This window comes from Streptomyces pilosus, from assembly GCF_014649835.1.
Lineage (GTDB): Bacteria > Actinomycetota > Actinomycetes > Streptomycetales > Streptomycetaceae > Streptomyces > Streptomyces pilosus.
Genome location: NZ_BMTU01000006.1, coordinates 438,925 through 455,478, shown reverse-complemented (window position 1 = coordinate 455,478; position 16,554 = coordinate 438,925). Strand labels below are relative to the sequence as shown.

At 73.3% G+C, this 16,554-nt stretch carries 16 protein-coding genes; 7 read left to right on the top strand and 9 right to left on the bottom strand.

Going from position 1 to position 16,554, the window contains the following annotated elements:
• The first annotated feature begins 30 nt into the window (after positions 1 to 30).
• Complete coding sequence (gene gcvP, locus IE118_RS18755) at positions 31 to 2,916, top strand: aminomethyl-transferring glycine dehydrogenase (protein WP_189559094.1); 2,886 nt, start codon at positions 31 to 33, stop codon at positions 2,914 to 2,916.
• Positions 2,917 to 2,978: 62 nt separating this feature from the next.
• Here the strand turns inward: gcvP and IE118_RS18750 are convergent, their stop codons facing one another.
• The 6 genes from IE118_RS18750 to IE118_RS18725 form a co-directional block, all read right to left on the bottom strand.
• Positions 2,979 to 4,067, bottom strand: coding sequence for an ABC transporter ATP-binding protein (locus tag IE118_RS18750; RefSeq protein WP_189559122.1), 1,089 nt, complete (start codon positions 4,065 to 4,067; stop codon positions 2,979 to 2,981).
• A 5-nt stretch (positions 4,068 to 4,072) separates the two neighbouring features.
• Positions 4,073 to 4,900, bottom strand: coding sequence for a molybdate ABC transporter permease subunit (modB, locus tag IE118_RS18745; protein WP_189559093.1), 828 nt, complete (start codon positions 4,898 to 4,900; stop codon positions 4,073 to 4,075).
• The gene (gene modA, locus IE118_RS18740; RefSeq protein WP_189559092.1) at positions 4,897 to 5,703 is read right to left on the bottom strand and encodes a molybdate ABC transporter substrate-binding protein; all 807 of its coding nucleotides are present in this window, start codon (positions 5,701 to 5,703) and stop codon (positions 4,897 to 4,899) included. The genes modB and modA overlap by 4 nt, the downstream gene beginning before the upstream one ends.
• 167 nt (positions 5,704 to 5,870) lie before the next feature.
• Complete coding sequence (locus IE118_RS18735) at positions 5,871 to 6,266, bottom strand: TOBE domain-containing protein (RefSeq protein WP_189559091.1); 396 nt, start codon at positions 6,264 to 6,266, stop codon at positions 5,871 to 5,873.
• A gap of 154 nt (positions 6,267 to 6,420) precedes the next feature.
• The gene (locus IE118_RS18730) at positions 6,421 to 6,621 is read right to left on the bottom strand and encodes a DUF5999 family protein (protein WP_189559090.1); all 201 of its coding nucleotides are present in this window, start codon (positions 6,619 to 6,621) and stop codon (positions 6,421 to 6,423) included.
• Between the two features lie 314 nt (positions 6,622 to 6,935).
• Positions 6,936 to 7,520 carry a hypothetical protein gene (locus IE118_RS18725; RefSeq protein WP_189559089.1) on the bottom strand — a complete coding sequence of 195 codons (585 nt, stop codon included), beginning with the start codon at positions 7,518 to 7,520 and terminating at the stop codon, positions 6,936 to 6,938.
• A 558-nt stretch (positions 7,521 to 8,078) separates the two neighbouring features.
• On the opposite strand from IE118_RS18725, the gene IE118_RS18720 reads away from it, so the two are divergent.
• Positions 8,079 to 9,596: a glutamate-cysteine ligase family protein gene (locus IE118_RS18720; protein ID WP_189559088.1), complete on the top strand. Its 1,518-nt coding sequence runs from the start codon at positions 8,079 to 8,081 to the stop codon at positions 9,594 to 9,596.
• An 81-nt stretch (positions 9,597 to 9,677) separates the two neighbouring features.
• Positions 9,678 to 10,478, top strand: coding sequence for a CPBP family intramembrane glutamic endopeptidase (locus IE118_RS18715; protein WP_189559087.1), 801 nt, complete (start codon positions 9,678 to 9,680; stop codon positions 10,476 to 10,478).
• 42 nt (positions 10,479 to 10,520) lie between these two features.
• On the opposite strand, the gene IE118_RS18710 is transcribed toward IE118_RS18715, so the two are convergent.
• A complete protein-coding gene (locus tag IE118_RS18710; protein WP_189559086.1) occupies positions 10,521 to 11,330 on the bottom strand; it encodes a PhzF family phenazine biosynthesis protein in 810 nt (269 codons plus the stop codon).
• 192 nt (positions 11,331 to 11,522) lie between these two features.
• Here IE118_RS18710 and IE118_RS18705 point away from each other — a divergent pair, with 192 nt between their 5' ends.
• From IE118_RS18705 to IE118_RS18690, 4 genes are all read left to right on the top strand, one after another.
• Complete coding sequence (locus IE118_RS18705; RefSeq protein ID WP_189559085.1) at positions 11,523 to 12,161, top strand: PadR family transcriptional regulator; 639 nt, start codon at positions 11,523 to 11,525, stop codon at positions 12,159 to 12,161.
• Positions 12,162 to 12,445: 284 nt separating this feature from the next.
• On the top strand, positions 12,446 to 12,979 hold the full coding sequence (locus tag IE118_RS18700; RefSeq protein ID WP_189559084.1) for a Clp protease N-terminal domain-containing protein: 534 nt from the start codon (positions 12,446 to 12,448) through the stop codon (positions 12,977 to 12,979).
• Positions 12,980 to 13,025: 46 nt separating this feature from the next.
• The gene (locus tag IE118_RS18695) at positions 13,026 to 14,027 is read left to right on the top strand and encodes an EamA family transporter (RefSeq protein ID WP_189559083.1); all 1,002 of its coding nucleotides are present in this window, start codon (positions 13,026 to 13,028) and stop codon (positions 14,025 to 14,027) included.
• A 223-nt stretch (positions 14,028 to 14,250) separates the two neighbouring features.
• Entirely contained in the window at positions 14,251 to 15,207 is a 957-nt protein-coding gene (locus IE118_RS18690; protein ID WP_189559082.1) for a DMT family transporter, read from the top strand.
• Positions 15,208 to 15,242: 35 nt separating this feature from the next.
• Here the strand turns inward: IE118_RS18690 and IE118_RS18685 are convergent, their stop codons facing one another.
• Both IE118_RS18685 and IE118_RS18680 read right to left on the bottom strand, forming a co-directional pair.
• Positions 15,243 to 15,872, bottom strand: a complete 630-nt coding sequence (locus tag IE118_RS18685; RefSeq protein WP_189559081.1) for an FMN-binding negative transcriptional regulator — start codon at positions 15,870 to 15,872, stop codon at positions 15,243 to 15,245.
• The gene (locus tag IE118_RS18680; RefSeq protein WP_189559080.1) at positions 15,866 to 16,552 is read right to left on the bottom strand and encodes a pyridoxamine 5'-phosphate oxidase family protein; all 687 of its coding nucleotides are present in this window, start codon (positions 16,550 to 16,552) and stop codon (positions 15,866 to 15,868) included. The genes IE118_RS18685 and IE118_RS18680 overlap by 7 nt, the downstream gene beginning before the upstream one ends.
• Positions 16,553 to 16,554 lie beyond the last annotated feature (2 nt).

Below are 16,554 nucleotides of genomic sequence, written 5' to 3'. Positions count from 1 at the left end.
CGAAGGTCGTCGGACCAGGAGGCCTCCTCAATGACCGCCCCTCGCACTCCGCTCTCCGAACTCGAACGGGGAATCCCCTTCGAGCAGCGCCACATAGGCCCCGACCACGAGGCCCAAGCCAAGATGCTCGCCCAGGTCGGCTACGGCTCGCTCGACGAGCTGACCGCCGCCGCGGTGCCGGACGTGATCAAGAACGCCGAAGCGCTGGACCTGCCGGGGGCACGGAGCGAGGCCGAGGTGCTGGCCGAGCTGCGCACCCTGGCCGACCGCAACGAGGTGCTGGGCTCCATGATCGGGCTCGGCTACTACGGCACCTTCACCCCGCCCGTCATCCTGCGCAACGTGATGGAGAACCCCGCCTGGTACACGGCCTACACGCCGTACCAGCCGGAGATCTCCCAGGGCCGGCTCGAGGCGCTGCTGAACTTCCAGACCGTGGTCGCCGAGCTCACCGGGCTGCCGACCTCCGGTGCCTCCCTGCTGGACGAGGGCACCGCCGCCGCCGAGGCGATGGCACTGTCGCGGCGCCTGGGCAAGAACAAGAAGGGCCTCTTCCTGGTCGACGCGGACGCCCTGCCGCAGACCGTCGCCGTCATACAGACCCGCGCCGAGCCGACCGGCGTCGAGGTCGTCGTCGCCGACCTGAGCGACGGCATCCCCGCCGAGCTCGCCGCGCGCGAGATCAACGGCGTACTGATCCAGTACCCGGGCGCCTCCGGTGCCGTACGTGACATCAAGCCGGTCATCGACCAGGCGCACGGCCTCGGCGCGCTCGTCACCGTCGCTGCCGACCTGCTCGCCCTCACCCTGCTGAAGTCGCCGGGCGAGCTGGGCGCGGACATCGCCGTCGGCACCACCCAGCGCTTCGGCGTGCCGATGGGCTTCGGCGGTCCGCACGCCGGCTACATGGCCGTGCAGGACAAGATGGCGCGCAGCCTGCCCGGGCGGCTCGTCGGCGTCTCCGTCGACGCGGACGGGCACAAGGCCTACCGCCTCGCCCTGCAGACCCGTGAGCAGCACATCCGCCGCGAGAAGGCCACCAGCAACATCTGCACCGCCCAGGTGCTGCTCGCCGTCATGGCCGGCATGTACGCCGTCTACCACGGACCCGAGGGCCTGCGGGTCATCGCCCGGCGCACCCACCGGTACGCCACCGTCCTCGCCGAGGGCCTGCGCACCGGCGGCGCCGACATCGTGCACGGCTCTTACTTCGACACGCTGACCGTGCGCGTCCCCGGGCGGGCCGCCGAGATCGTCGACGCCGCCCGCGCCAACGGCGTCAACCTCCACCGCGTCGACGCCGACCACGTCTCGATCGCGTGCGACGAGACCACCACCCGCACGCAGCTGGCCGCCGTGTGGAGCGCCTTCGGCGTCGAGGGCGACATCGAGGCCCTCGACGCGGCGGCGCCGGACACGCTGCCGGACGCCCTGCTGCGCGACGACGAGTACCTGACCCACCCCGTCTTCCAGCAGCACCGCTCCGAGACCGCGATGCTGCGCTACCTGCGCCGGCTCGCCGACCGCGACTACGCGCTGGACCGCGGCATGATCCCGCTGGGCTCCTGCACCATGAAGCTCAACGCGACCACCGAGATGGAGCCGGTCACCTGGCCCGAGTTCGGACAGCTGCACCCCTTCGTGCCGGCCGAGCAGGCCCAGGGCTACCTCACCCTCATCCGTGAGCTGGAGGAGCGTCTCGCCGAGGTCACCGGCTACGACAAGGTGTCCCTCCAGCCCAACGCCGGCTCGCAGGGCGAACTGGCCGGGCTGCTCGCGGTGCGCGGCTACCACCGGGCCAACGGCGACGAACAGCGCACCGTCTGCCTGATCCCGTCCTCCGCGCACGGCACCAACGCCGCCAGCGCCGTGATGGCCGGCATGAAGGTCGTCGTCGTCAGGACCTCCGACGACGGCGAGGTCGACGTCGCGGACCTGCGGGCCAAGATCGAGCAGTACCGCGAGCAGCTCGCGGTACTGATGATCACGTACCCGTCGACGCACGGCGTGTTCGAGGAGCACGTCGCCGACATCTGCGCCGAGGTGCACGAGGCCGGCGGTCAGGTGTACGTGGACGGTGCCAACCTCAACGCGCTGGTGGGTCTGGCCAAGCCGGGCCACTTCGGCGGCGACGTCTCGCACCTGAACCTGCACAAGACCTTCTGCATCCCGCACGGCGGCGGTGGCCCCGGCGTCGGACCGGTCGGTGTGCGGGCGCACCTCGCGCCGTACCTGCCGAACCACCCGCTCCAGCCGGAGGCCGGCCCGCAGACCGGGGTGGGCCCCATCTCGGCGGCGCCGTGGGGCTCGGCCGGCATCCTGCCCATCTCCTGGGCGTACGTGCGCCTCATGGGCGGTGAGGGCCTCAAGCGGGCCACCCAGGTGGCCGTGCTCAGCGCCAACTACATCGCCAAGCGACTCGAGCCGCACTTCCCGGTGCTCTACACCGGGCCCGGCGGGCTGGTCGCGCACGAGTGCATCATCGACCTGCGCCCGCTGACCAAGGCGACCGGCGTGACCGTGGACGACGTGGCCAAGCGCCTGATCGACTACGGCTTCCACGCGCCGACGATGTCGTTCCCGGTGGCCGGCACGCTGATGATCGAACCCACCGAGTCCGAGGACCTGGCCGAACTCGACCGGTTCTGCGAGACGATGATCGCGATCCGCGCCGAGATCGAGAAGGTGGGCTCCGGTGAGTGGCCCGCGGACGACAACCCGCTGCGCAACGCCCCGCACACCGCCGCCGCCCTCGGCGGGAAGTGGGACCACGCCTACGACCGCGAGGAGGCCGTCTTCCCGGCCGGGGTGAGCGCCGCCGACAAGTACTGGCCGCCGGTCCGCCGCATCGACCAGGCCTACGGCGACCGGAACCTCGTCTGCTCCTGCCCGCCGCTGGACGCCTACGAGGACTGACGCAGGACGCAGGACGCAGGGCCCCGCTCCGGCACCGGAGCGGGGCCCTGCGCCGTGGGCGGCTAGGCCGGGTAGGCGTGTGTCTGCGCCGCCTTGACCGCGGCCCACACCGGCGCGCCCGGACGGAGGTCGAGCTCGGCGGCGGCGACCGTGGTGAGGTCGGCGGCCAGGGGCAGCTCGCCGGCCAGTTCGGCGCGGATCTGGTCCCCGTGGGTCTCCAGGCCGGCGACCGCGCACTGCCAGACGTTGCGGGCGCTGGACCCGGTGGGCCGGTCCCGGTACAGGGTGACCGCGCCGGGCGGGAACGCCACGAACGCGGGTCCGCTCAGGTGCTCCGTGGTGCTGACGGCGGGGCCGGCGTCGAGCCGCACGGTATGGCCCTCGGCCCGCCCCCGGTACAGGTTGAGGCCGACGAGCCGGGCGATGTAGTCGGTGCGCGGGTGGCGGGCGATGTCGGCGGGCGTGCCCTCCTGCACGACGAGCCCGTGCTCCACGACCACCAGACGGTCGGCGAGCACCATGGCGTCCAGCGGGTCGTGCGTGACCAGGACCGCGACGGCCTCGAACGCGTCCAGATGACGGCGCAGCTGTGCCCGCACCTCCAGCCGGGTGCGGGCGTCCAGGGCGGCGAGCGGTTCGTCCAGGAGCAGCAGCCGGGGGTGGGTGGCCAGGGCGCGCGCGAGGGCCACCCGCTGGGCCTGGCCGCCGGAAAGGTGCCGGGGTCTGGTGCCGGCGTGCTCGGCGAGTCCCATCCGCTCCAGCCACTCGGCGGCCAGGGCCCGGGCCGCCGCCTTGCCGGCGCCCCGGCAGCGGGGTCCGAAGGCGACGTTGTCGAGGGCCGTGAGGTGCGGGAAGAGCAGATAGTCCTGGAAGACGACGCCCACCGGGCGCGATGCGGGCGGTGTCCGGTGCAGGTCCGTGCCGTCCAGCCGCAGCCGGCCGGCGGTGAGGGGGGTGAGCCCCGCCAGGGCGCGCAGGGCGGTGGTCTTGCCCGCGCCGTTCGGCCCCAGCAGGGCGACGACGTCACCGGGGGCGGCGGTCAGGGCGATGTCCAGGCGGAACGCACCGCGGTCCACGACGAGGTGCGCGTCGAGCCCTTCGGCGGTGGGCCCGGACGGGGTACCGGGCGTCTTCTCGGGCTTCTCCGGCACGCGCCTCACACGGCCCTCATCCAGCGGTCCCGCAGCCCGGCCAGGACGGCGACGGACACCGCCAGCAGGACCAGGCTGAGGGCGATCGCGGCGGCCGGGTCGCTCTGCAGGGCGAGGTAGACCGCGAGCGGCATGGTCTGGGTGCGGCCGGGGAAGTTCCCGGCGAAGGTGATGGTCGCGCCGAACTCCCCGAGGGCCCGCGCCCAGGCCAGTACCGCGCCGGCGGCGACGCCGGGGGCGATCAGGGGCAGGGTGACGCGGCGGAACGCCGTGAAGCGGGAGGCGCCCAGGGTCGTGGCCGCCTCCTCGTAGCGCGGGTCGGCGGCCCGCAGCGTGCCCTCGACGCTGATGACGAGGAACGGCATCGCCACGAACGTCTCGGCGAGGACGACGCCCGTCGTGGTGAACGGCAGGGTGATGCCGAACCACGCGTCCAGCCACTGGCCGACGACGCCGTTGCGGCCGAGCGCCAGCAGCAGGGCCACTCCGCCCACCACCGGGGGCAGGACCAGCGGGAGCGTCACCAGGGCGCGGACGAGGCCGCGTCCGGGGAAGTCCGCACGGGCCAGCAGCCACGCCAGGGGTACTCCGACGACCAGGCTCAGCGCGGTCGCCGTGGTGGCGCACACCAGCGACAGGCGCAGCGCCTCCCACACCGCGGGGCTGGTCAGCTGCTCGGGCAGACTGCGCCAGGGGGCCCGCAGGAGCAGAGCGAGCAGGGGCACCAGGAGGAACGCCAGGCCCAGCAGGGCGGGGACGAGGAGGGCGAGGGGGACGCCGCGGCCGGGCGTGCGGGGGTGCGCCTTCCGGGACGCCTGCCTGCCGGTGGTCACGGTTCCAGGAATCCCGCCCGGACGAGGACCTTCCGGCCTTCCGCGGAGGTGACCAGCTCCACGAACGCCTTCGCCGCCGACGGGTTCGGAGCGTCTTCGAGCCGGGCGATCGGGTAGTCGTTGACGGCCTCGGCGGATTCGGGGAAGTGCACGCCCTCCACCTTGTCACCGGCCGCGTGGACATCCGTGCCGTACACGAGGGCGGCGTCCGCCTCCTTCAGCTGGACCTTCGTGAGGGCGCTCTTGACGTCCTGCTCGTAGGAGACGGGGGTGAGTCCGGCGCCGCCCGCGGCGAGCGCGGTCTGCGCGGCGGCGCCGCAGGGGACCGTCCGGTCGCACAGCACGACCTTCAGGCCGGGCGCGGTCAGGTCCTTCAGTGTCCGGATGCCGTGCGGGTTGCCCGGCGCGGTGGCGATCTGCAGCCGGTTGCGGACGAACGTGCGCGGGCCGCCCGCCGTGCGGCCCTCGTCGGTGACGAGCTTCATCGTCTTCGCGCTGGCCGCGGCGAAGACGTCGGCGGGGGCGCCGTTGTTGATGCCGGCCGCCAGGGAGTCGCTGCCGCTGAAGTTGAAGGCGACCTCGGCCCCCGGGTGTTCCTTCTCGAACCGTCCGGCCAGTTCCGTGAAGGACTCCTTCAGGGAACTGGCCGCGAACACGGTGACCGTCCCGGTGACCGCGTCACCGCCGGCTCCGCCGGGTGATCCCGAGTCCGACGGGGAACAGCCGCTCAGCGCCAGCGCGGCGACGGCGCCGAAACCGGCGATCCGGCGGGACACACGGGTCCGGCGCGCACGACGCGTCATCTCGGAAGACTCCCTCGGTGGTGGGAGGACGAGCCCGGAGCCCTCCCGCTACGCCGATCATACCGACGCATCTGCCAGGAGGACATCGCCTGTGTCCTCGCAGAAGCAAGGTGTGCAGGCAATCACGCTCGCATGTGCGTAGGGCGGGATGTGCGGGACAGGGTGCTTCAGGTGCGGTCGATATGCACGTTTGTCGACTTCACGCGTGCGGTGGCCTCCACGCCGACCTCCAGCCCCAGCTCCTCGACGGCCTCCCGGGTGAGCAGCGAGACCAGACGGTGCGGACCCGCCTGGATCTCCACCTGGGCGGCGACGTCACCGAGCTTGATCGCCGTGACGATGCCGGGGAAGGCGTTGCGGGCGGAGGTGTACGGGGTGTCCTCCTCGGCGGCACCCGCCCTGGCGAGTTCGACGGAGAACGCGGCGAGGTCCCGTCCGTCGACGAGCCGCCGTCCGGCGTCGTCGCGGTGGGTGGTGAGGCGCCCCGCGTCCGCCCAGCGGCGGGCGGTGTCCGGGCTCACTCCGAGCAGCTTCGCTGCCTGGCCGATCGTGTAGGACTGCATGCGGGTCACGATAGGGCGCGGAGCGGGGCGGTCGTCGGGCCCGCCGGCCCGGTCCGGCCGGTCCGCTCCGGGCGTGCGTCGGGGCCGGTTCGCGGAAGGCGCTCGCGCGGTCCGGCCCCGTGGCCGCCCGGGCGGGCTCTCCGCCCGGACGTTCTCAGGCGGTGGTCAGGCTGGCGCCCCGGGGGCGCTGCGGGGCGATGATCCTGCCGTCGGGCAGGAGTTCGCCGGTGTCCTCGAAGAGCACGACACCGTTGCACAGCAGGCTCCAGCCCTGCTCCGGGTGGTGCGCCGCGAGGCGGGCGGACTCCCGGTCGGCGGAGTCGGCTGAGGGGCACGGTGGCTGGTGCTGGCACATGGGTGGGATCTCTCGCTCTGTGGTGACCTGTGAGTCGGCTGTCGTGTCAGTTGTGCGGCGTGAAGCTTCGTTCATGGCCGCCCCCCGTTGGCGATAGGTCGGTCGGAAACCAGTGTTGCCCCACGGACGACGTTCCGCAGGGATTTCGCGGCACCGCTCCTCACAGGGTGATGACGCATCACCCGCGCGGACGGTTCATCCCAACTGCACTGTCCCTTCGGGTGGTTCACCGTGGCCTGATGGGGCTAGTCCCCTGGCCCGCACAGGGGCGCACCCCGCCCCGGAGGTACCGGGGCGGGGTGCGGGACGGGAGGTCAGGCCGGTGATCCGAGCAGACGGGTCGGGGTCACCCGGTGCGTCAGCACCGGCAGCAGGTCGGTGACCCGGTGCGGTCGGTGCGCGGCGATGCCGGGGGGAGCGGGTGCGAGCGGGACCAGCAGATCGGTGGCGGCCGGGTGGCCGGTGGAGCCGTCCGCGGTGGGGTCGGCGTGCAGCCAGAGCGTCAGCATGTAGAGGCCGGGTACCGACAGCAGCCGGGGCTGGTAGGGCTGCGTCATGGCCTCGGCCTGCCGCAGGGCGAGTTCGGTGGAGGCGATGTACGGCCCCTCGAAGAAGCGGGAGAAGGCCCAGCCGTCGGCCGTGAGCACGGTGTCCGCAGCGGCCACCGCCCGGTCGCCGGCGCGGATCAGGAAGCGCCACCCGGCCAGCCGGGTCGCGGTCCCGACGTCGGCGGTGACCCGGTCCAGGACGTGCACCGGAAGGGGCAGCTCGGGCGAGGCGGGGCCCTGGACGCCGAGCAGGGAGGGGGTTCGCGCCTCTCGTACCGCGGTCGGCGAGGAGAGCGCGGTCAGGACGGAACGCAGTGCGGGCGCGGGAGCCGGGGGGACATGCAGCGGCATGGTGGGTCGCCTCTCATTCGAAGGCACAGTGGCACGAGGGCGTGGCGGGGCGGGGCGGACGGCGCTGTCAGCTCGCGAAGGTCAAGAGGCAGGGGCCGGGGTCTGAGCGCGGGAGACGGGGGTGAGGATTGCCGCACGCCGCCTCTCGGCTGGATCACTCGACCGCGGGCCAGCCTTCTGCCTTGTGGGCGAAGTTTATACGACGGGTGTTCGGCCTATGTTTCGTCTAGCTGTTTCCGACCCGGCGGGCAAGGGTACTTCTGGCCGGTGAAATGCGGGAATAATCCCGATTACGGGAGGGTCGCAGGTCGGTGACCTCGTATAACGGCCGTGAAGCGGTCGGCCCATTCTCATCGGCGTTTTTCACGAGCTCGTAACCGGCGCCGCCGCGCGGGCCGCGCCATGCCCCGTGAATGTGCCACTGGTCACCTTCGGTCAGACTAGCGGCTGACAGCCCGCCGCGGGACGTTATCGATCGCATCCGCGGGGCATCCTCCCTTGTGGACCGGGACCCCGGCGGCCGTTCTTCGGTCCGCCCATCCGAGGAGGGACGCTTCGATGGGGGAAAAGGTCGTGGCAGGTCAGTTCGACCTGTCCGATCGCCAGCGCTACCGCGAGAAGCTCCGCAGTTGCCTGACGGCACTGGAGCGACTCCTGGCGGAGAAGCGGTTCGACCGCCCCAAGAACCTGATGGGGCTGGAGATCGAACTGAATCTCACCGGCGACGACGGCATGCCGAAAATGTTGAATGCGCAAGTCCTGGAACGCATCGCCAGCCGGGACTTCCAAACGGAGCTCGCGATGTTCAACCTGGAAGTGAACATCGCGCCGCACCGATTGAGCGGCAGGGTATTCGACCGGCTCGACGAGGAACTGCGCACCTCCCTCGCCTATGCCGACCGAAAAGCCGGTGAGGTGGACGCGGGCATCGTGATGATCGGCATTCTGCCGACACTGGACCGGGACGACCTGGTCTCCTCCAACCTTTCCGCCGTCGACCGCTACGCACTGCTCAACGATCAGATCGTGGCAGCGCGCGGTGAGGACTTCACCCTCGACATCGACGGTGTGGAACACCTCTCCTGCACCTCGAAGTCCATCGCCCCCGAGGCCGCCTGCACCTCGGTGCAGCTGCACCTCCAGGTGACACCGGAGCGGTTCGCCGGCGTGTGGAACGCGGCGCAGGCGGTGGCCGCCGCGCAGATCGCCGTCGGCGCCAACTCGCCGTTCCTGTTCGGCCGTGAACTGTGGCGGGAGTCCCGGCCCCCGCTGTTCCAGCAGTCCACCGACACCCGGCCGCCCGAGCTGCAGGCCCAGGGCGTGCGGCCGCGCACCTGGTTCGGGGAGCGGTGGGTGACGTCGGCGTTCGACCTCTTCGAGGAGAACCTGCGCTACTACCCGGCCCTGCTGCCCATCTGCGACGACGAGGACCCGCTGGAGGTGCTGGACCGGGGCGGCGTCCCCTCCCTCGCCGAACTCGTCCTGCACAACGGCACCGTCTACCGCTGGAACCGCCCGGTCTACGGCATCGCCGACGGCGTCCCCCACCTGCGGGTGGAGAACCGCGTGCTGCCCGCGGGACCCACCATCACCGACGTCATCGCCAACGCGGCCTTCTACTACGGGGTCGTCCGGGCCCTCGCCGAGGACAGCCGCCCGGTGTGGACCCGGCTGCCCTTCGAGGCCGCGGCCGCCAACTTCGACGCCGCCTGCAAACACGGCATCGACGCCCGCTTCACCTGGCCCCGGCGCGGCCGCCTCGGCGGCCTGGGGGAGGTGGACGCGGTCACCCTCGTACGGGACGAGCTGCTGCCGCTCGCCGAGGCGGGACTGGACGCGTGGGGCATCGAGCCCGCCGACCGCGACCTGTACCTCGGCGTGATCGAGGAGCGCTGCCGGCGCCGGGTGAACGGCGCGACCTGGCAGGCCGCCACCTTCCACCGGGCCCTCGACCTGGGGCTCAGCCGTGAGGCCGCCCTGGCCGCCACCACCCGCCGCTACCGCGAGCTGACGGCACAGGGAGACCCGGTGCACACCTGGCCGGTGGGGCTGCCGGAACCGGTGCCCACGGGCTGATACCCGCGGCACGACCCCGGGCCGGGGCCCACAGCCGCTGCCCTCATACTGATCGGACCGATCGGTGATGTGGAGGCAGGTGTGCAGGCGGAGGCGGGCCCGGGGGCCGATTCCCTTCCCGAGCGGAGGCCGTCACGGACGACGCTCCGCAACGAGACGCTGCTGGTGCTCGCGCTCTCGCTGGGCGCGAGCGGGGTCTCCGCGCTGATCAGCTTCGTCGGCTCGGTGACGAAACCGGGCGGACTCAAGGACCAGGCCGCCACCCTGAACGCCTCGGCCGCGCCGGGCCGCCCCTGGCTGGACCTGGCCTGGCAGCTCTTCGGCATCACCACGGCGCTCGTCCCCGTGGCGCTGGTCGCGCACTTCCTGCTGCGGGAGGGCGTCGGACTGCGCGCCCTCGGCTTCGACCGCACCCGCCCGTGGTCCGACCTCGGGCGCGGGGCGGCGGTCGCGGCGGTCATCGGCAGCAGCGGCATCGCCTTCTACCTGGCCATGCGCGGACTGGGCTTCAACCTCACCGTGGTGCCGGAGGCGCTGCCCGAGGTGTGGTGGAAGTACCCCGTCCTGATCCTCTCGGCGCTGCAGAACTCGATCGTCGAGGAGGTCATCGTCCTCGCCTACCTGCTGCGCCGTCTCGACCAGCTGGGCTGGTCCCCGGGCGCCGCCATGGCGGGCAGTTCCCTGCTGCGCGGCTTGTACCACCTCTACCAGGGCATCGGCGGTTTCGTCGGCAACATGGTCATGGGCGTGGTGTTCGTGTACCTGTACCGGCGCTGGGGCCGTGTCGGGCCGCTGGTGGTGGCGCACACACTGCTCGACATCGGGGCGTTCGTCGGGTACGCGCTGCTGGCCGGCAGGGTGGACTGGCTGCCGACGGCGTGAGCGGCGCGGCGCGGGGGAGCGGGCCCCCGCGCCGTGGCGGGGTCAGAGCAGCAGGTCGCCTTCGATGACGGTCACGGCCCGCCCGGTCAGCAGGGTGCGCCCGCCCCGCACCTCGGTGCGGACACGGCCGGAGCGCGCCGAGGCCTGGAGGCCGGTGAGGGCGGTGCGGCCGAGGCGCTCGGACCAGTAGGGGGCCAGCGCGGTGTGCGCGCTGCCGGTGACCGGGTCCTCGTCGATGCCGACGTTCGGGAAGAAGCAGCGGGAGACGAAGTCGTAGCCGAGGCCGGGGTTCTCGGCCCGGGCGGTGGCGATGACGCCGCGTTCGGAGTGGGCGGCCAGGGCCGCGAGGTCGGGGCGCAGGGCGTGCACGGTCCGCTCGTCGGCGACCTCGACCAGCAGGTCCCCGACGTTCGGGCCGGTGTCGAAGGCCGTACGGGGAGCGGCGCCCAGTGCCCGCGCGAGGCCCTGCGGGACCTCGACCGCGGTGAGCGGGGCCGTGGGGAAGTCCAGCGTGACGGCGCCGTCCCCGCCGGGGCTCGCGACGAGCACACCGCTGCGTGTGGCGAACCGCACCGGTCCCTCGTGCGCGCCGGTGCCGTGCAGGACGTGCGCGGTGGCCAGGGTCGCGTGGCCGCACATCGCGACCTCGGTGGCCGGGGTGAACCAGCGCAGCGCCCAGTCCGCGTCGCCGCCGGCGGGGAGGGGGTGGGCGAAGGCGGTCTCGGCGTGGTTGATCTCCAGGGCGACGTTCTGCATCCAGTCGTCGTCGGGGAAGGCGTCCAGGAGGAGTACCCCGGCGGGGTTGCCGGCGAAGGGCCGGTCGGTGAAGGCGTCGACGATTCGAATCCGCATGGTGCCGACCGTAAGGGCTGCGGGAAACCGCGGGCGAAGGCCAATCGGCGACGGCTGGACCGCTGTCGGTGACGTGCCGGACCGTTTCCTCCCCCCTTTCCGTCTTTGCTCCTCGGACGCCTTGCCGGACGAGCGCTCCCGATATATCGTTGAAGCATCGCGACAGATCACGAGTGAAGGGAAGTGGTGGCGATGCGTACACACGGCTACGAGCACGGGCATGGACACGGTCACGGCGGTCCGCGGGGCGGCCGGGACGACTTCGACCGGCCGCGGGCGGCCTTCGGGCCCTTCGGTCCGGGGGGCCCGGGCGGTCCCGGTGGTCCGTTCGGTCCCGGATTCGGCCATGGCGGCCCCTGGGGCGGGCGCGGACGCGGGGGGCCGAGGGGGAGGGCCCGGCGCGGTGACGTACGGGCCTCGATCCTGGCCCTGCTGAGGGACCGCCCCATGCACGGCTACGAGATGATCCAGGAGATCGCCGAGCGCAGCGGCGGGGCGTGGAAGCCCAGCCCCGGATCGGTGTACCCCACGCTGCAGCTCCTGGAGGACGAGGGCCTGATCATCAGCGAGTCCGAGGGCGGCAAGAAGCTGTTCTCCCTCACCGGCGCGGGCCGGACGGCCGCCGAGGAGGGCCCCGAGGCGCCCTGGGAGGAGGCCTCGCGCGGCGTCGACTGGGAGGCGCTGAGCGAGATCCGGCAGGCCGGCTTCGGGCTGATGGAAGCCTTCGGGCAGGTCTGGAAGACGGGCAGCAAGGGGCAGCGGGAGAAGGCCCTCGCCGTCATCAACGACGCCCGCAAGAATCTGTACCTGATCCTCGCCGACGAGGACTGACCGGACGGAGGGGGCCGGACGACGACCGACCGGCCGGGACCGGGCCCTGACCGGCCGCGACCGGGTCCCGACCGGCCGGGAACCGGGAGCGGAGACGGGAGTCGACTCGGGAGCCGGGAGGGACGCCGGGGGCGTGCGCGGACCGGCGCGCGCCCCTGAGCGCGAAACGCTCTGATCTCCTCCGCAAGGAGGAGATTCCGCCTCCGGGCGTCCACTTCCCGTGGGACGCCAAGATGCTTCCCGCCGGGGATGTCCCGGGGCCCCGTGACTGATGGGGTGGGGATGTGCAACCCCGTATCCCCCGGCAGCAGGGCCGCGAGCTCCCGGAGCAGGGCGTCCCGCGCGCGGACGCCGATGCCGGGCTCGGCCCCGGGCTCGCGGCGGTCGTCGCCGGTGCCCGCCGCAGGGCGGTCCGGGACGGGGACCGGCAGATCGACACCGCCCACCTGCTGCACTCGCTGCTGGAGCACGACACCGAGGTGCGAGCCGCCCTCGGTGAGGGGCCGGTCATGGCGCGGCTGCTCGGCTACCTGGTCCAGCGCAGCATCGGCTACGGCCTGCGCTGGCAGGGCGCGGTGGAGGACTCCGGCGGCGTCCCCGTGGTGGCCGGCGTCGCCGGCTTCTCGCCGCTGGCGGCGGGCTGCATGGAGCGGGCCCGCGAGCGTGCCGCCCGGAACGGCACCGGGACGGCCTCCGGCACGGACCTGCTCGCCGCGATCGCCGCCGACCCGCAGGCGCGCGCCGTCGAGGTGCTCGGGCGTGCCGGGATCGACGCCGGGGAACTGCTCACCAGGCTCGAGACGCCGTCCAGCCGGTGAGACAGGTGTCATGGGAGGTGACGCTCCTGTCGGCGCCTGTCATCATGTGCCGGTGCCTACCTCTGTCACCACCCGGGACTCCCACGCGAAGGGCGTCGGTCTCGGTCTCGCGCTGCTGTCCGCCCTGGCCTTCGGGGGATCGGGCGTGGCGGCCAAGCCGCTCATCGAGGCGGGCCTCGACCCCCTGCACGTCGTCTGGCTGCGGGTGGCGGGAGCGGCGCTCGTCATGCTGCCGCTCGCGGTGCGCCACCGCCGGCTGCTGCGCCGCAGACCCGTCCTGCTCGCCGGGTTCGGCCTCTTCGCCGTGGCGGGCGTGCAGGCCTGCTACTTCGCCGCGATCTCCCGCATCCCCGTCGGCGTCGCGCTGCTGGTCGAGTACCTGGCACCCGCGCTGGTGCTGGGCTGGGTGCGGTTCGTGCAGCGGCGGCCGGTCACCCGCGCCGCCGCGGTGGGGGTGGTCCTCGCGGTGGGGGGCCTCGCCTGCGTCGTGGAGGTCTGGTCAGGGCTCGGCTTCGACGCCCTCGGACTGCTGCTCGCCCTCGGCGCGGCCTGCTGTCAGGTCGGCTACTTCGTCCTGTCCGACCAGGGCAGCGACGGTGAGGAGGCGCCCGACCCGCTCGGCGTGATCGCCTACGGACTGCTGATCGGCGCCGCCGTGCTGACCGTCGTCGCCCGCCCGTGGTCCATGGACTGGTCCGTGCTGACCGGCAGCGCGGAGATGGACGGCACCCCGGTCGCCGCGTTCCTGCTGCTGGGCTGGATCGTCCTCGTGGCCACGGTCGTCGCGTACATCACCGGGGTGGTGTCGGTGCGCCGGCTCTCGCCGCAGGTCGCCGGTGTCGTGGCCTGTCTGGAGGCGGTGATCGCCACCGTCCTCGCCTGGATCCTGCTCGGCGAACACCTGTCGGCGCCGCAGATCGTGGGCGGCGCGGTCGTGCTCACCGGCGCCTTCATCGCCCAGTCCTCGGCCCCCGCCAAGGGCTCCGGGAAGCCGGTGGCGGGCGGCGGACCCGAACGGGAGTTGTCCACGCCGGGAAGGAGCGCCTAAGGTGCCGGTCATGCATGCGCGCGCACTCGTTCTTCCGCCTCCGGCAGCCTGAGGCGGGCTCTCCGGTACATCCGCCCGGTAGGTCGCCGGGTGTAACGGTGCTGCCCGCGGACGGAGTCCGCGGACCCCGCCGCTCCGGCCCCGCCGGGGCCGATCCGGGGTCCCTTCCGAACTTCCGCGCCCACGCCGATGCGTGCGGCGCGCGCATCCGCGGAGAGAACACGTGTCGAACGCCGTCTCCGGCCTGCCCGTCGGGCGAGGCCTCCTCTATCTGATCGTCGCCGGTGCCGCCTGGGGCACCGCGGGCGCGGCCGCGTCGCTGGTCTACCGGACCAGCGACATGGGTCCCGTCACCCTTTCCTTCTGGCGCTGCGCCGTCGGGCTGCTCCTGCTGCTCGCCGTCCGGCCGCTGTCCCGGCGCCGCCGGACGGCCGCTCCCGAACCGCTGCGCCGCCGGGCGCTGCGCGCCGGGGCCACCGGGATCGGGCTCGCCGTCTTCCAGACCGCCTACTTCGCGGCCGTCTCCGCCACCGGACTCGCCGTGGCCACCGTCGTCACCCTCGGCGCCGGGCCCGTGCTCATCGCCCTGGGCGCCCGGCTGACCCTGGGGGAGCGGCTGGGGAGCGGCGGACTGGCCGCCGTGGCCGGCGCGCTCGCCGGACTCGTGGTGCTCGTCCTCGGGGGCGGGGACACCACCGTGGACACCGGGGGCGTCCTGCTCGCCCTGCTGTCCGCAGCCGGGTACTCGACGATGACCCTGCTCACCCGCTGGTGGGGACGCGACGGCGCGGTGGACTCCTCCGGCACGACCGTGGGGGCGTTCGCCGTCACCAGCGTGGTGCTGCTGCCGTTCGCCGCGGCCGAGGGACTGGTGCCGCATACCGACGCGCCCGGCGTGCTGCTCTGCCTGCTGGTGTACGTCGCCTCCGTGCCGACGGCGCTCGCCTACGGTCTCTACTTCGCCGGCGCCGCCGTCGTACGGTCGGCCACCGTGTCCGTGATCATGCTGCTGGAGCCGGTGAGCGCGGCGGTGCTCGCGGTGGCCCTCCTGGGGGAGCGGCTGACGGCGGCCGTCCTGGCCGGCACCCTGCTGATGCTCGGCTCGGTCGCGGGCCTCGCGGTGGCCGAGGCGCGGGGCGCGCGGGCCGGGAAGGGGGAGCCGGCGGCCGTACCGGCGTGACGGCGCGGGCCCTCCCGGGAGGAGGGCCCGGTGCGTCAGGCCGGCTCCCGGCCCAGGACGTGCGCGCGGGCCTGCGGGTCCCGCGCGCCGTTCCGGTCCGCGAGCCCGGTCGCGATCCGGTCGCGCACCGCCGACGACCGTTTGCCCGCGTACTTGAACTTCGCCCGTACGTCCGTCACTTCGAGCCTCAGCCCGCGGATGCCGGACAGCAGCCTGCCGTACGGCGCCTCGCCGGCGGCCGCCGGTGCGGAGCCCCCCTCCGGCTGGAAGTGGCCCGTCTGGCGGTTCAGCAGCGCGGCCTTCTCCGAGGGATCGTCCACGACGTGGGCGCGGCACCGCAGTTGTACGGCGGCGTACAGACTCGTCGGCACTCCGTGCTCGGGCGGGGTGCCGGGCTCCGCCTGCCAGGGACCGGGCACGTACGCGTAGTCGTCGACCACGCTCAGCAGGACCTGCGGGTTCGCCTCGACGGCCGGCCAGAGCGGGTTCGGCCGGGCCAGGTGGGTGACCGCCTCACGGCGCCCGGCGTCGTAGGCGAAGTGCAGTGGCTGGACGAACGGCGGTTCCCCGGGCGGGCCGTTCACCGCGAGCTGTCCGAAGTCGTGCGTGGTCAGCCACCGCTGCCATGTGTCGTCGCCGGGCGCGTCCCAGGGGTGGATCAGCACCCCAGCGCCGCCAGGTAGCCGGGGACCGCGGTGCCGGGGGCCAGCGCCGGGTCGGCGAGTGGCGTGTCGTAGCCCTTGCGCAGCGGGACGAGGCCGGCCCAGTGCGGCAGGTCCAGGTCCTCGGGTTCGTCGTTCACGCCGCCGGTGCGGAGCTTGGCGGATACCTCGGCCAGGTCCAGGCGGATCACCGCGGTGGCGGCCAGTTCCTTCTTGTCGGCCGGCCGGGAGTCGGCGGCGCGGCCCGGTACGACGTGGTCGACCAGGGCGTCGAGCGCCCTCCGCTTCTCCTCCGGGTCGGTCACGTCGTACGCCGCGCCGTGCACCACCACGGAGCGGTAGTTGATCGAGTGGTGGAAGGCGGAGCGGGCCAGCACCAGCGCGTCGACGTGGGTGACGGTCAGGCAGACCGGCAGGCCGGAGGCGGCCCGGCCCGCCGCGCGCAGGGGACGCGAGCCGGTCGAGCCGTGGACGTACAGCACCTCGCCGGCCCGGGCGTACAGCGTGGGCAGCACCACCGGCGCGCCGTCCCGGACGAAGCCGAGGTGGCAGACGTAGCCCTCGTCGAGTATCGCGTGCACCAGCTCCTTGTCGTAGGCGGCCCGGTCGGGGGAGCGGGTGGGGACGGTGCGGTCGGTGGGCGGATAGGTGGCGGCGGGCTGCGGCGGCCGGGTCCCCTGCATGG